Raw genomic sequence first — 15,836 nt, forward strand, 5'->3', positions numbered from 1 at the left:
TGAAATATCGAGGTGGCACAATTCGATGCAGTTAAGACAATTGATTGCGGATGAATTCGAAGCGAACATAGAGCTGCTCCAGTACGCGTTCCAGTTAAAGCTTGATGCGGAGCGGCTCGCAAATAAGAGAAGGAATTTTAAGGCAGAACAGTTTTGGGGCGCTTTCGAGGAAGGCAGTCTGAAAGCGCAGCTGCAGCTGATTCCATTGCAGTTGTACGTACAGGGACGGGCGCTTGCAATGGGCGGCATCGCAAACGTCTCCACGTGGCCCGAGTATCGTAGACACGGTCACGTAACGCAACTGCTGGTCCGCGTGCTGCGGCATATGCGGGAGAATGGGCAGAGTGTCTCCTGCTTGCACCCATTCTCGGTTGGATTTTACCGGAAATTCGGTTGGGAGCTCTACACGGATTACAAAAAATATACCATCGAGACAGCGAACTTCCCGCCGCGCGTCGCCACGGAAGGGTATGTTGTCCGGGTAGGGGCCGATATTCCGCTGCTCGCGCGTGTTTACAATAACTATGCTTCCCGGTATAACGGAACGCTTGCCCGCGACGAGGCATGGTGGGGCAAGGTATTAAAGTTAGGCAGCGTCGTCGTCTATTTCCGACCGGACGGAGAGCCCGCCGGATATATATTGTACGAGATCGAGAAGCGGGTGATGACCGTGCACGAAATGGTGCACGAAGACGAACGCGCCCGTCGAGCGCTGTGGACATTTATCGCGAACCACGACTCCATGATCGACAAAGCGGTTCTGGAGGCGCCGATGGACGATATCCTTCCATTTCTGCTGCCGAACCCACGAATCAGCCAGGAGATCATGCCGTACTTCATGGCGAGGATCGTTGATGCGCCGGCATTCGTGCAGCAATACGCGTTTGGTGCGACCGGCGAGCGTACGCAGATATCGGTGCAGTTAATTGATCCACACGCCCCGTGGAACGAAGGGGTATGGCATTTGACGGTCGCGGAGGACGGCAGAGGCACGCTAGCTCCCGGTGACCCCGATGAGAACGGGTCTGCCGATCTGGCATGCGACATTGGATCTTGGACCGCGATGCTTATGGGCTACCGCCGGCCGGAGGAGCTGTACGGCTGCGGCCGAATGGACGGCACAGAAGATGCAGTCCGCCGGCTGGAGGCGATTCTCCCGAAGTGCCAAACCTATTTACTCGACTACTTCTAATGAAGGTGTCCGAACATAGGCGTGCGCTGCTGTTGATTGCTCTAGCAACCTCCGTGTATTGACAAAAGATTTTCGAAAGCATATCATCGAGTTATCTATGCAGCCTATTTTCTAATGAGGGATACTAACAATGGTTCAATCGATTGACCGGGCTATTCAGATCGTACATCTTCTTATATCCGAGGAGAATCGGTCAGACTGGCCTATATCTGATATTGCCGTCCAGGTAGGATTGCCGATAAGCACGACTCACCGGTTGATTTCTACGCTTATGAAGCATGATCTGGTCGTGCAGGTTCCGGAGACGAAGCAGTACAAGGTAGGTCCCAAATGGATGGAGATCGGACTTCGTCAACTAGAGCAGATGGATATGCGCACCGCCGCTAGACCGGTCATGGAGCGTCTGGCGAATGAAGTGAAAGAAAGCGTCTATTTAAGTCTTCCGAACAAGTATGACGCTTTTATTATCGACAGGGTCGACAGTCCGGGAACAGTCCGGGTTATCGACAATCTGGGCGAGCGCATCCCGATGCATATCGGCGCACCCAACAAATCCATGCTGGCGAATATGGATCCGAAAGTGGCGGAAGCGATACTCGTTCGTCTGATTGACGAGAAAGAGAAGAGGCTCGAATTGTTACATAAGCTTCCCGAAATCCGGAAAGCGGGCTACTGCATCAGTTATGGGGAAAAGACGGAAGGTACGGCATCCGTTGCATCTCCCATTATCGGCTTCGGCCGGAAAGTTGTAGGGGCGCTCAGTATCGGAATCATCAGCTATCAAATTTCCGAGGACAGGCTTTCGTATTTGGTCGAGCAAACGATCCGGAATGCCGCAGAGATATCAAAGAAGCTAGGTGGTTAGCTATAACCGCCTTACTTCTTGACAGAAAAACGGAAACAAATTCCGTTATACGGAATTTTAGTCGTAATGAATGCTCCGCTTTGGCAGGATTCATATCGTAAAATAATGAGGTGGGACGATGCTGAAATGGCAGACGAAAGAACAATTGACGCAGTTGCTTTGTGAATTGGTTCAAATTCCCAGCATTACCGGTACAGACGGTGAAAAAGAGGTTCCGCCGTTTTTGGCCGGCCAACTTGGACTCCTCCCTTATTTCCAGCTGCATCCCGAACTCCTGCAAGTTCATCCAACGGAGGACGGACGCAGCTTCATTACAGCGCTTGTACGCTCCGAGCCGAAAGTACGGCAAACGATTGTGCTGCTCAGCCATTTCGATGTCGTAGGAGTGGAGGATTATGCGGATTGGAAGCCGAACGCATTCGACCCCAAATCGTTAACAGGTATGCTTCTTGCTCAGAAGGACCGTCTGCCGGCTGAGGTGCAGCGCGACATAGAAGATGGCAGCTGGCTGTTCGGCCGCGGCGTCATGGATATGAAATGCGGATTGGCGCTCCACATGTCCATGATCGAGAGGGCTTGCCACGGCGAATTCGACGGCAATGTGCTGCTGTTGTCGGTTCCGGACGAGGAAGTGGGCTCGGTCGGCATGAGAGCGGCTGTTCCGGTTCTGCTCGAAATCGCCGATCGCCATGGGCTTGATTTCAAGACGGTGTTGAACTCCGAACCGATGTTTTCCCGTCATCCGGGTGACAGCAACCACTATATATATAAAGGAACGATTGGAAAAGTCCTCCCCGGATTTCTGTGTTACGGTAAAGAAACGCATGTCGGAGAACCTTTGGCCGGATTAAACGGCAACTATATGGCTTCCCGAATCACCTGTGAAATGGAACTCGATCCCTCTTTCTGTGAAACGGTCGGAAGTGAAGTAACACCTCCTCCCACCAATTTGATCCAATATGGTCTGAAAAAAAATTACTCCGTACAAACGCCTCATCGGGCGGTAGCAATGTTCAATCTGTTCTTGTTTGAGAAAACGGCGGAACAGCTGGTTGAGCCTTTGCTTTCGGCGGCAAGCAGAGCATCTTTGCGGATGGAAGAAGATTACCGCACACGTGCGAAATATTTTCTCGATAAAGGGATGCAAGCGGTACCGGAACTGAAAATTCGGGTAATGACGTATAAAGAATTGCACCAATATGCTTCTCGTACATACGGTAAAGACAAAGTGGAGCAGGTTATGGATACCGCACTGCATGGACAAAAAGACTTTGACGATCGCGAATCGACGATCGCGCTGGTCGATAGTTTGGCCGCTTTGTGCCATGAGCTGGCGCCAATGATCGTACTTTTCTTCGCCCCTCCTTATTATCCCGCCGTAACCTGGAAAGACGATCCCTTTACCGGCAAAGTGACGGATGAGATTACGTCTTATGCGCATAAGCATCATCATATCGACTTGGCGCATCAGAATTTTTTCGCGGCAATTTCAGATCTCAGTTATGTCGGCATGCCCAATCAATCCTCTTCCCATCGCGCGTTTGCGGATCTGATGCCGTTATGGGAGAAAGGATATTCGATTCCGCTCAAGGAGCTGGAACGGTTCGTCGTTCCTGTGCTGAATCTCGGTCCGGTCGGCCGGGACGCCCACAAGTGGACGGAACGGCTTGACATCGATTATGCGTTCGGAACGTTGGTCGATCTTCTGCAAACGTGTATCAGGAGCATTTTTGCCGCATCGGACTCAATAGAAGGCGATCTACGTTCGCTGCAATCGTTTCATCTTGATGAACTCGAACAACGAACAGGGGGGTGACCCGTATGCCGGTCATGCGCAGCATTTTGCTACAATTGTCCAAGAACAGGGCCGCTACGCGGGCGGCGCGAAGGTACGGTTTGCGAATGGGAGCCGAGCGATTCGTAGCAGGAGAGACGCTGGAAGCCGCTTTAAAGAAGGTGCGTGAATTGAACGGACTCGGCCTGATGGCGACGCTCGATCATCTTGGCGAGTTCGTATCCGGCGCGGAGGAAGCAAGCGCTGCGGCCGAAGAAATCGTCCAAGCGCTTGAAACGATTCAAGCAACCGACGTGGACGCCAACGTCTCGGTTAAGCTGACGCAGCTTGGACTCGATCTTTCGTACGAATTGTGCAAGGACAATATGCGATCCATTGTGGCGAAAGCGAAGCAGCTCGGAAATTTTATCCGCATCGACATGGAGGATTATGCCCGCAATGAGCCTGCGATCGCCATGTTCAAGGAGCTTCGCGCCGAGTTCGGACGCCACGTCGGGATCGTGCTGCAGGCGTACTTGTACAAGACGGAATCGGATATGGATCGGCTCCATTCGTTTGCGCCGAATTACCGGCTCGTCAAAGGAGCGTATCAGGAACCGCCGGATATTGCTTTTCCATTCAAAGCTGACGTCGACCGCAATTTTGTCCATATTATTGAAAAGCAGCTGCAAAGCGCTCATTATGCGGCTATTGCGACACACGACGAGCAGATCATCGAACATGTCAAAGCGTATACGGCGAATCTCGACATCCCGGTTACACAGTTCGAATTTCAAATGTTATATGGCATCCGTTCCCAGCTTCAGCAGCAGTTGGCCGGTGAAGGATACGCGGTCCGCGTGTACGTCCCGTACGGCACGGATTGGTACGGATATTTTATGCGCAGACTGGCGGAGCGGCCCGAAAACTTGAATTTTGTATTAAAGTCGATGTTCAAGCGATAATGCGTTGTTTGTTCCGATGACAGAAGACGAGAAGAGGGATGAACATGAAGCAGATAGACCAAACGATCGAACAAACGGAGCGGCTCGGCGCTCACAACTATCATCCGCTCCCGATTGTAATCGCCAAGGCGGAAGGCGTCTGGGTCGAGGATCCCGAAGGAAGACGATACATGGATATGTTGAGCGGCTATTCCGCCCTAAATCAGGGGCACCGGCATCCGCGCATCATTCAGGCGCTCGTCCAGCAAGCGGAGCGCGTGACATTGACTTCCAGGGCTTTCTACAATAAGCCGTTCGCAGAACTGCTCGAATTGTTAACCGGCTTAACGGGCAAAGAGATGGTTTTGCCGATGAACACCGGTGTAGAAGCGGTTGAAACGGCGGTGAAAGCGGCTCGCCGCTGGGGTTACCGCGTTAAGGGCATTCCGGCCGGGCAGGCGGATATTATCGTTTGCGCCGGCAATTTCCACGGTCGGACGGTAACCGTAACCTCGTTTTCGTCAGAGCCATCTTACAGAGACGATTTCGGACCGTTTACGCCCGGATTTACGATCGTGCCGTACGGCGATATAGAAGCACTGGAGCGTGCAATTACACCGAACACCGCCGCGTTCCTGGTTGAGCCGATTCAAGGCGAAGCCGGCATCGTCATCCCTCCGGACGGCTATTTGCGGCAGGCATCCGCGCTTTGCGGGGAACGGAATGTTCTTCTCATGGCCGATGAAATTCAGACCGGCTTTGGTCGCACCGGCAAACGGTTCGCATGCGATTGGGAAGAAGTGATCCCCGATGTCTACATTTTGGGCAAAGCGCTCGGGGGCGGTGTTTTGCCGGTTTCGGCAGTGGCCGCCGACAGCGGGATTCTCGGCTTGTTCGAGCCCGGATCGCACGGTTCCACCTTCGGAGGCAATCCGCTGGCGAGCGCCGTGGCGGTAGCCGCATTGCGGGTAACCGAGGAAGAGAAGCTGGCCGAACGCTCTCTCATGCTGGGCGGCAAATTGCTGACGATGCTGAGCGAAATCCGGCATCCGGACATTGTCGACATTCGGGGCAGAGGTCTGTTCGTTGCAATCGAAACGCGCAGGCCCGCGCGGCCTTACTGCGAACAATTGAAAGAAGCCGGGCTGCTGTGCAAGGAAACGCATGAGCGGGTCATTCGTCTCGCGCCGCCGCTCGTCATTTCGGAGACCGATTTGCAGTGGGCAGTCGAACGTATTGCACAAGTTTTCACACATTCTAAATGAAGAAAGGTGGAAATCCAGTTGATCCCTTATCGTCCCGAGCCGTTAACCGACTTTCGAGTCAATGCGAACCATGAAGCGCTGCTTGCAGCCATCCGCCAAGTGCAAGGCGAACTGGGGCGCGACTACCCGTTAATTATAAATGGGGACAGAATGATAACTGACGATATGCAAAGCTCGATCAACCCGTCAAACAAGAGCCAAGTGATTGGCCGAATGTCCAAAGCAAATGCGGAGCAGGCGGAGCAGGCGATTCAAGGCGCGTTCGATACGTTTCAAGTCTGGTCCCATGTGCCTGCCGGACAGCGCGCCCGGCTGTTGTTCAGAGCCGCCGCCGACTTGCGCCGCCGCAAACACGAATTCAACGCGTGGCTTATGCTGGAATCCGGCAAGACTCGAGCGGAGGCGGACGCCGATACGGCGGAAGCGATCGATTTCATGGAATATTACGCGCGGCAAATGATCGAGATGAGCGAGACAGCCGCGAAGAAGCTCGTTTGGATGGATGGCGAAGACAACGACTTGCAGTACATTCCGCTTGGAGTCGGCATCGTCATTCCGCCATGGAATTTCCCTCTGGCCATTATGGCAGGCATGACAACTGCGGCGATCGTGGCCGGCAATACCGTCGTGCTGAAACCGGCGAGTCCGACTCCGGTCATCGCCTTCAAATTCGTTCAGCTGCTTGAGGAAGCGGGAATGCCGGCCGGCGTCGTACAGTTTCTGCCGGGCAGTGGTTCCGAAATCGGGGATTTGCTCGTATCGCATCGTCTTTCGCGATTTATCTCATTTACGGGCTCGCGCGAAGTGGGACTGCGCATTTTCGAGCTTGCGGCCAAGACGGCACCCGGTCAAATTTGGCTGAAGCGGTTCATCGGCGAGCTTGGCGGCAAAGACGGCATCGTCGTTGACAAGGATGCAGATCTGGAAGCGGCGGCGCAGGCGATTGTTGCGTCCGCATTCGGCTATTCCGGGCAGAAATGCTCCGCATGCTCGCGGGCGATTGTGCACGAGGCGGTCTATGACACCGTGCTGAACCGCTGCGTCGAGCTGACCCGGGCATTGAAAGTTGGCGATGTGCTCGATTTCGGTAGCGATACGGGGCCGGTAATCGATCAGAGCGCATTCCGGAAAATTTTCGAATACATTGAAGTCGGAAACAAGGAAGGGCGTCTCGTTGCCGGTGGCGGGAAAGCGGAGGGCGACGGTTATTTCATTGAGCCAACTATTATCGCCGATGTGAAGCCGGATGCGATCTTGATGCAAGAGGAGATATTCGGACCGGTGCTCGCTTTCTGCAAAGCGGCATCGTTTGACGAGGCGCTTGATATCGCGAACAATACCGAATACGGATTAACAGGCGCCGTGTTCTCGACCAACCTTTCGCATTTAGAACTGGCGCGCGAACGGTTCCATGTCGGTAATCTATACTTTAACCGGAAATGTACGGGCGCCATCGTCGGCGTTCATCCGTTTGGCGGTTTTAACATGTCGGGTACGGATTCCAAAGCGGGCGGCCCCGATTATTTGCAGCAGTTTATGCAATTGAAGCTCATTTCGGAGAAATTATAGGACTTAGACTGACGGCATTTATCTATCCATCAAGATCTATCCATGCGAAGGAGGATTTCGATGCGCCCAGAGCGAAACCGCAACATCTCCCTTATTGGGGTTCCGATCGATTTGGGAGCAGACCGGCGCGGCGTCGATATGGGACCTGACGCGATCCGCAGCGCAGGCGTACTGCACAAGTTGGAACAGCTCGGTTACGTTGTTCACGATCAAGGAAATTTGACCGTTAGTCGTAAAGCTTTGGAGCAGGCAGCCACAGGAGAGAAGCTGAAGTATTTGGCGGAAACGATCACGGTTAATGCCAAATTGGCTAAGATGACAGCGGACGAGATGGGGCGCGGCCGCTTTCCGCTTGCCTTGGGAGGCGACCACAGCATGGCGATCGGTACGGTGAAGGGCGTTTTGCACCATATCGACCGGCTCGGCCTTCTTTGGTTCGACGCCCATTGTGACGCAAATACGGCAGAAACGACGCCTTCCGGAAACATCCACGGTATGCCGCTTGCGGTCTGTCTCGGATACGGCCATGAGCTGCTGACCGGTATCGGAGGCAGAAAGAGGAAGATCCGTCCGGAAAATGTCGTCATTATCGGGGCAAGATCCGTCGATCCGGGGGAAAGATCGCTGCTTAAAGAGCTTGGGATCCGCGTATTTACGATGCACGACATCGACCGCCGCGGAATGGAACGGGTCATGGAGGAAGCGCTGGAAAGGCTTGCGAAATCGGACGGGGTGCATTTGAGCTTCGATGTCGACGGGATGGACCCGAACGATGCTCCCGGCGTCGGCACGCCGGTCATGGGCGGGGTGACTTACCGCGAGAGCCATCTGGCCATGGAATTGCTGTCGGATTCGGGCTTGCTCGTCTCCGCCGAATTCGTTGAAATTAATCCGGTGCTCGATGATCGCAACAAAACCGCCAAAGCGGCAGTCGAAATGATCGGCTCCGTGTTTGGCGAACAAATTATGTAGCGGAATCTTACCTCATGCGCCGCAGACGAAGAGAAAACAGTTTACATTAAAATAAACTTATTATAATATAATAATTACTATAATTTAATACTTATTTGGGGAAACACAAGCGTTTCGTTCTTTCGTTTTTCCTTATCCATGCTGCTCCTAATGGAGCAGCATGTGTCATTTTAAGGGAGCTAACAATGAAACTCATTATCAGAATTGGAGTGATGTTCATGATGTCAACAATGCAAACGGCAGAGAAGGGTTTAAAGGAAGAGGAGCTGCTTCAGTCGAAGACGAAACTTTCGCAGGCGAGGAATTGGTTCGCCCGATATGGCGAAGCTTTGGGAGCATTGGCGAGCGGAATATTGATGGCAGCCGCTTGGGGAATTGAAGGCGTGAATTATCCGCTCGCGGTTGTGCTGTATTTGACCGCTTTCATTGCGGGCGGGTTCGTGAAGGCGAAGGAAGGTCTGCAAACGTTAATTGAGGAAAGGGATCTGGATGTCAATTTGCTTATGATCTTTGCGGCAATCGGGGCGGCAAGCATCGGTTACTGGACGGAAGGCGCGATCTTGATCTTTATCTTCTCGGTGAGCGGCGTCCTGGAAAGCTATACGATGGACCGCAGCCGCCGTGATATTTCTGCGCTCATGGGATTGAAGCCGGAGACGGCCGTTCTGTACAAGGACGGGGTCGAAACGGTTGTGTCGATTGAACAACTGGCGAAGGGCGACACGGTTGTGGTCAAACCGGGAGAGCGCATCCCGGCTGACGGTATCGTTATCGAAGGAGCATCCGCCGTCAACCAGGCATCAATTACCGGCGAATCGGTTCCGGTCGACAAAGAAGCCGGCGATGAAGTGTTTGCCGGGACGTTGAACGGTCAAGGCGCTCTTTTTCTCGAAGTCAGCCGCCCTGGAGAATCAACCCTGTTTGCCAAAATCATTCGTCTCGTTCAGGAAGCGCAAAGCGAAAAACCGGCTTCGCAGATGTTTATGGAAAAATTTGAACGCATTTACGCGCGGCTCATTATCCTGATTTCCATGCTGCTGATTGCGGTTCCTCCGATTCTGCTGCAATGGTCGTGGGAGCAGGCCTTTTACAAGGCAATGGTCTTTCTGGTCGTTGCCTCGCCTTGTGCTTTGGTCGCTTCCATCATGCCGGCGATGCTGTCCGCTATTTCGAGCAGCGCCAGAAAAGGTCTGCTTTTTAAAGGCGGAGCTCATCTGGACAACCTGTCGCGCACGAAAGTCGTCGCTTTTGATAAAACGGGAACGCTGACGATCGGCCGGCCGGTCGTAACGGACTTGATTGCTTATCAAGGGTATACCGAGACCGAAATGCTGCGGATTGCTGCCTCCTTGGAAAGCTTGTCCGAGCATCCGCTTGCCAAATCGATTGTAGTTAAAGCGCAAGAGTCGGGTTTGAAGCTCGAGCGGCCTTCGGAGTTCACGACGAGGACGGGCTGGGGGATTGAAGCGCAATGGGAAGGGGATACGTGGAAGATCGGCAAGCCGGCTTTCATGGATCAAAGCTACGCGACCGAAGAGCTGCTGAAGACCGTTGACCGCTTGGAGCAAGAAGGGAAAACCGTAACGGTCATGCACAATTCACTTGGCGCTGTCGGGATCATTGCACTCCAGGACACGATTCGGCCGAATGCAAGACAAGCGGTTGATTTGCTTAAAAAACAAGGCGTCAAAGTCGCCATGTTAACGGGTGATCAGAAACAAACCGCCAACGCGATTGCCAGGGAAGCGGGGATCGACCTGGTCTTCGCCGAACTGCTGCCCGAAGATAAAGTGAATAAAGTCAAGGAACTGAAACAGAGTTACGGATCCGTTGCGATGGTTGGCGACGGCGTCAATGATGCACCGGCACTGGCGACTGCGACGGTGGGAATCGCCATGGGAGCGGATGGAAGCGATGCGGCGCTTGAAACGGCGAATCTGGTGCTGCTCAATGACGATATCGGAAAAATTGCGGATGCAATTGCGCTTGGGAAACGAACGGTAACGATCATCAAACAAAATATTGTATTTGCACTCTGCGTTATTTTGATCTTGATCGTATCGAATTTCAGCACTGGCATTGCGCTGCCGCTCGGCGTTGTCGGACACGAAGGCAGCACGATTCTGGTCATTCTGAACGGGCTTCGCTTGCTGCGCCATTCCTATCAATCATAAACAGACAATAAATGTATAAATAGAGCCTGCATAATCGAACGTTATGCAGGCAGTTTTTGTCCTGCCTCAATTCGCGTGTTCGTTTGTGCAGGAGTCTGGGAATCAGAAGGTTTGGAAACTACCGATCTATTGGTACAGTATTGTTTCAGATCTTATTCGTGGGGTACTGCTCCTTTACTATCGGTAATTTAGAAAAACGATACATGTCATATGCATGTCATATTACAGTTTTGATAGTGAGAGATGATAAATAAATTGACATCTATTGTTGGTATATTTATAATTAATATAAAGCGAATTACATGGAATTACTTTCCGTATATCGGAAAGTAATGAACGCCTATTCCATCTTGCAATGTGAAAGCTGACGATTGTGAATTGATTTGCTGTATGTTCTCATTTCTTTTATCTTGAATAAGCCAAGAGGGGGATTGGAAATGAATCAACTGCATACGAAACAATTGAATATCTCTTATGCTGACCGGCTAATTGTGAATAACTTGAATTTGTCCATTCCGATGGGGAAAATCACTGCACTTGTTGGCGCCAACGGATCCGGGAAATCAACGATACTGAAAACGATGGCCCGCATTATGAAACCAACAGGCGGAGGCGTATTTCTTAACGGCAAGTCGATCCACAGCCAGTCAACGAAAGAAATTGCCAAGCAGCTTGCAATATTGCCGCAAAGCCCGACTGCGCCTGATGGATTGACCGTATCAGAGCTCGTTTCCTACGGACGGTTCCCGCACCAGAAAGGTATGGGTTCACTAAAGAAGGAAGACAAGGAGATTATCAACTGGGCGGTACAGGCAACAGGGTTGGAGGCATTCTCCGACAGGCCTGTCGATCAACTGTCCGGCGGACAACGGCAGCGGGCCTGGATTGCGATGGCGCTTGCCCAGGAAACGGATCTGCTGTTTCTGGATGAACCGACGACGTACCTCGATATGACTCATCAGTTAGAGGTGCTGAAGCTGCTGCAGCGATTGAATGCGGAACAAGGCCGAACAATCGTAATGGTCGTTCATGACCTGAATCATGCAACCCGCTTTGCACAGCATATGGTGGCGATCAAACATGGGGTTGTCGTTAGCGAAGGAACGCCGCAAGAGGTGATGACACACGACGTACTGCGGAATGTATTCGGCATTGAAGCGGATGTCGTCTACTGTTCGAGGTCGGGAGTGCCGCTTTGCCTGCCTTATGAGCTTGCGAACAAGGAAGCGGATACAACATTCAGCAAAGAACAAACTCACTCCGAAGGGCTCCTCAAAGAAGCATCGGCATAATAGAAGGTTTGATACGAGAAATGAAGTAGGGATCGGGGGCTGATGACCGGCCCCCGATGTGTTCAATAGAAACAGCTTTAAAAAGCCCAAATAAACACGCCGAGCGCAATAAATTGTGTTTGCTGGAGTGATGCGATTGAGTACTCATTACGAACAATTTTTGCAGAACAATCGAAATCGGCACCTGGAGGAATTAAAGCAATTTCTATCCATTCCCAGCATCAGCGCTTTATCCGAGCATAAACCGAATATGGTCCAGGCGGCCGAATGGACAGCCGAGGCGCTTCGTCAAATTGGCATCGAAAATGTGCAAGTCATCCCGACCGAGGGTAATCCTGTCGTATATGGTGATTGGCTCAAAGCTGAAGGGAAGCCGACTTCCTTGATTTACGGACATTATGATGTGCAGCCGGTCGATCCCCTTCATCTGTGGGAAACTCCTCCATTCGAACCTGAAATTATTGAGAATAAGATTTTTGCCCGCGGAGCCAGCGATAACAAAGGTCAGATGTTTATCCATATCAAAGCATTGGAAGCGCTGCTCGCATCGGACGGAACTCTGCCCGTCAATGTAAAGCTCTGTTTTGAGGGAGAGGAAGAAATCGGAAGCGTACATTTTGATGCGTTTATCAAAGCGCACAAGGAACGCCTGGCAGCCGATGTGCTGGTCATTTCGGATTCTGTGATGTACGCCAAAGGGAAACCGGCCATTATTTACGGTCTGCGAGGATTGTGCGGCATGCAAATCGACGTAAAAGGACCCAAAGGGGATCTGCATTCGGGCCTGTATGGCGGAGCTGTACAAAATCCAATTCATGCACTTGTTCAAATCCTTGATTCAATGCGAAATAAACAGGGTGAAATCACGATCGACGGCTTTTATGATCAAGTGCGGAATGTATCGGAAGAGGAACGTGAACAGTTTCGTTCACTGCAATTTAATGAAGAGCAAATGTCTCAAGAGTTACAGGTGACGGAACTTTTTGGCGAAAAAGATTACTCTGTCCTGGAACGCACCTGGGTACGGCCAACGCTGGAAATTAACGGGATCTATGGCGGTTTTAAAGGTGAGGGGAATAAAACGGTTCTTCCTTCGGAAGCGCACGCGAAAATTACGTGCCGCCTGGTACCCGATCAGGATCCTGACGACATCGTTGAACGGATTCAACGCCATATTGACAGGCATACTCCGCCAGGGGCAGTGGTGACGACTACACGTTTTGACTCGGGAAAGCCTTTCGTTACGCCGTTTGATCATCCGGCTATCCAAGCAGCGGGACGCGCTTATCGTTACGCTTACGGAGTAGAAGCGGTATATATTCGAAGCGGTGGATCGATCCCTATTGTTGAAACGTTCGCTACTGTCTTAAACATACCTGTCGTTATGATGGGATTTGGGTTGAACGATGAGAACATCCACGCCCCTAACGAGCATTTCCATTTGGATAACTTTGATAAAGGGATAATCACAGTATGCCAGTATTGGTTTGAACTCGAGGATTCTCTGTAAATTTAATAGCAATTATTAGTGACGCCATATTTTAGACTTCTATATTGGAAACAGATTTCACAATTCGGAATATCTAGTGATGAGTACTTCATATCCCCGGGCCGACTCTTCGCGGTAATGGTAACTATAGGAGGCAAGTACTGCAGCTATCTACTATTCTCTTCATCATAAGAGGAGACCGCTTCAACGATAGAATTAGATCCTAAATGAAAGACTCTGTTAATGTAACTATTATGTGAGTAAAATTCATGCAATGTAAAATACATGACATTTTAATTGACATCTTTCGTGCGTGCATTTTATAATAAAAATGAAATAAAACTTCGATGAAGTTGGGGGCATTATTGTCGGCGGTTATTTGATAACCGTCAATTATTTAACCGAATTATCGGAAACCAATTCCACGATGTGGAATAACGGGAGGGGGTGATAAACAGGACAACGTAACGATGATTGGATACCGCATAGTTGATCAATGGGTTGAAAACATGAATTGCGGGGGAGTGTTCAGCGATGGAAATAACGGATACAAGCATTGCCCGTACAATTAGGGAACGGCGGACGATCCGAGATTTTAACGGTGAACCAATGAGCCGGGAGACGGTGAACGAACTGTTAAATGATGCGGTATGGGCTCCGTTTCACTCCTCAAAGGAACCGTGGCGGTTTATTTTGTTTACGGGGGAAGGTCGAAAAGTTTTTGCGGATGCGGTCATCAATGCCTATACCAAGGATGAATCGGCCGAGTGGATCGATTGGGCGATCAAGACTTACTTGCATCTGTCACAGGCTCATCTCCTGGTCGTGATCAAAGCCGATCCGCGTCAGAAGTATTTTGAGGATGCTTTCCTTGCAGCGGGGGCGCTGATCCAAAATTTGCAACTGCTCGCCTGGGAAAGGAAAGTCGGCGTCGTCTGGAAGACGAGCGATTACATCTTGCTTCCGAAATTTTTGAATGCCGTCGGTGTGAAGCCCGGCGAGAGAGTGGTCGGCGCGCTGCATCTTGGCTACTTTAACGACGACAAGATTCCGCGGCCGAAGAAGAGGGCTCCGGTCAGCGAACTGTTGACTGAATGTCAAGAGTATAAAAATTGAGAAAACCTCTATCGAGGCCTCTCAGGGATGACATTTACCATGAAACCTCTTGACAAAAGAGATTCAGTTATAACAAGATAATGATAATCATTATCAACGTAATGGTTGTCCTACAAATTAGAAATATGGAGGGATTATCATGCTGTTTCGTTCGCGTTATGCTGTTCTCATCTTGACTGTGTTTGTATTTCTTCTTGCCGCTTGCGGCAACAACGGAGGGGCGTCATCCGAAAATTCTGCTTCATCTTCGACGAATACCGCTTCAAGCACATCGGCTAATTCATCAACAACCACATCCACCGAGGCTGCTTCAGAGGTTCGAACGTTCAAAGACGCCTTTGGTGATGTGGAAATCAAAGGCGTTCCGCAACGAGTCGTCGCTCTCGATTGGGTATACATTGAAGATGTGCTGGCGACAGGAATTCAGCCGGTAGGAGCTGCCGATATTGAAGGTTACAAGACATGGGTAAAGGTGAAGGTGCCTCTCGGGGACGATGTACAGGACGTTGGCGCACGTTTCGAACCGAATCTGGAGCAAATCACTGCTTTGAAACCGGACCTCATTATCGGGGTTAAGTTTCGTCATGAAAAAATCGCCGACCAGCTGAGAGCGATTGCGCCGACGCTCATTTTCGATCCGATATCGGAAGAGGCGCTCAAGGATGGCTATAAAGAAATGGAAGACACGTTCATGACGATTGCCGACGTATTGGGGAAAAAGGACGAAGGGCAAAAAATGCTCGACAACCTGGAGGTAATATACAGCAATGCAAAGGAGAAGTTGAGAGAGAATAAAGCCGGAACCAGCTATGTTCTGACACAGGCGTATTCGTACCAAAACGCGGCAAGCTTCCGGCTTTTTACAGATACTTCGTTCCCTGTGCACATCTTGTCCAAACTTGGCATGACTAACGCTTATAAAGCCGATAAGTTAGAAGAGTTCGGTATGTCGGAGACGACCGTCGAGACGCTTACGAAGGTGCAGGATGCGAGCTTGATTACGATGATCCAGACGGATGACGAATTCCTCAACAATTTCATGAAGGACAACCCGGTTTGGACAAATTTGAAATTTGTCAAGGAGAGCCGTATCTATCCGCTTGGAGGCGATACATGGCCGTTCGGCGGTCCATTGTCCGCTGAAACGTTCACAGAGCGTGTCGTTTCGGTACTCGGTCAATGAA

12 protein-coding genes are annotated in these 15,836 nt (G+C 51.1%); all 12 read left to right on the forward strand.

All coding sequences use genetic code 11. The features are described 5' to 3' along the window. The first annotated feature begins 25 nt into the window (after positions 1-25). The 12 genes from VN24_RS22150 to VN24_RS22205 all read left to right on the forward strand — a co-directional run bounded on the left by VN24_RS22150 (position 26) and on the right by VN24_RS22205 (position 15,835). Entirely contained in the window at positions 26-1,192 is a 1,167-nt protein-coding gene (locus VN24_RS22150; protein ID WP_045672199.1) for a GNAT family N-acetyltransferase, read from the forward strand. 130 nt (positions 1,193-1,322) lie between these two features. After that, complete coding sequence (locus tag VN24_RS22155) at positions 1,323-2,057, forward strand: IclR family transcriptional regulator (RefSeq protein WP_045672200.1); 735 nt, start codon at positions 1,323-1,325, stop codon at positions 2,055-2,057. Between the two features lie 118 nt (positions 2,058-2,175). Further along, positions 2,176-3,873, forward strand: a complete 1,698-nt coding sequence (locus VN24_RS22160) for a M20/M25/M40 family metallo-hydrolase (protein WP_082084021.1) — start codon at positions 2,176-2,178, stop codon at positions 3,871-3,873. 5 nt (positions 3,874-3,878) lie between these two features. Beyond that, on the forward strand, positions 3,879-4,796 hold the full coding sequence (locus VN24_RS22165) for a proline dehydrogenase family protein (RefSeq protein WP_045672201.1): 918 nt from the start codon (positions 3,879-3,881) through the stop codon (positions 4,794-4,796). Between the two features lie 44 nt (positions 4,797-4,840). Then, positions 4,841-6,040 carry an ornithine--oxo-acid transaminase gene (locus VN24_RS22170; protein ID WP_045672202.1) on the forward strand — a complete coding sequence of 400 codons (1,200 nt, stop codon included), beginning with the start codon at positions 4,841-4,843 and terminating at the stop codon, positions 6,038-6,040. Between the two features lie 18 nt (positions 6,041-6,058). Next, complete coding sequence (pruA, locus tag VN24_RS22175; RefSeq protein WP_045672203.1) at positions 6,059-7,609, forward strand: L-glutamate gamma-semialdehyde dehydrogenase; 1,551 nt, start codon at positions 6,059-6,061, stop codon at positions 7,607-7,609. Positions 7,610-7,669: 60 nt separating this feature from the next. Further along, positions 7,670-8,581 carry an arginase gene (gene rocF, locus VN24_RS22180; protein WP_045672204.1) on the forward strand — a complete coding sequence of 304 codons (912 nt, stop codon included), beginning with the start codon at positions 7,670-7,672 and terminating at the stop codon, positions 8,579-8,581. A 218-nt stretch (positions 8,582-8,799) separates the two neighbouring features. Continuing rightward, the gene (locus tag VN24_RS22185) at positions 8,800-10,755 is read left to right on the forward strand and encodes a heavy metal translocating P-type ATPase (protein WP_045673580.1); all 1,956 of its coding nucleotides are present in this window, start codon (positions 8,800-8,802) and stop codon (positions 10,753-10,755) included. A 437-nt stretch (positions 10,756-11,192) separates the two neighbouring features. After that, on the forward strand, positions 11,193-12,047 hold the full coding sequence (locus VN24_RS22190) for an ABC transporter ATP-binding protein (RefSeq protein ID WP_045672205.1): 855 nt from the start codon (positions 11,193-11,195) through the stop codon (positions 12,045-12,047). A gap of 130 nt (positions 12,048-12,177) precedes the next feature. Further along, complete coding sequence (locus VN24_RS22195) at positions 12,178-13,557, forward strand: dipeptidase (protein ID WP_045672206.1); 1,380 nt, start codon at positions 12,178-12,180, stop codon at positions 13,555-13,557. 513 nt (positions 13,558-14,070) lie between these two features. Then, positions 14,071-14,652 carry a nitroreductase family protein gene (locus VN24_RS22200; protein WP_052703085.1) on the forward strand — a complete coding sequence of 194 codons (582 nt, stop codon included), beginning with the start codon at positions 14,071-14,073 and terminating at the stop codon, positions 14,650-14,652. Between the two features lie 139 nt (positions 14,653-14,791). Further along, a complete protein-coding gene (locus tag VN24_RS22205; RefSeq protein WP_045672207.1) occupies positions 14,792-15,835 on the forward strand; it encodes an ABC transporter substrate-binding protein in 1,044 nt (347 codons plus the stop codon). Position 15,836: the final 1 nt, after the last annotated feature.

Origin of the sequence: Paenibacillus beijingensis (genome assembly GCF_000961095.1) — a bacterium.
GTDB classification, from domain to species: Bacteria; Bacillota; Bacilli; order Paenibacillales; family Paenibacillaceae; genus Paenibacillus_O; species Paenibacillus_O beijingensis.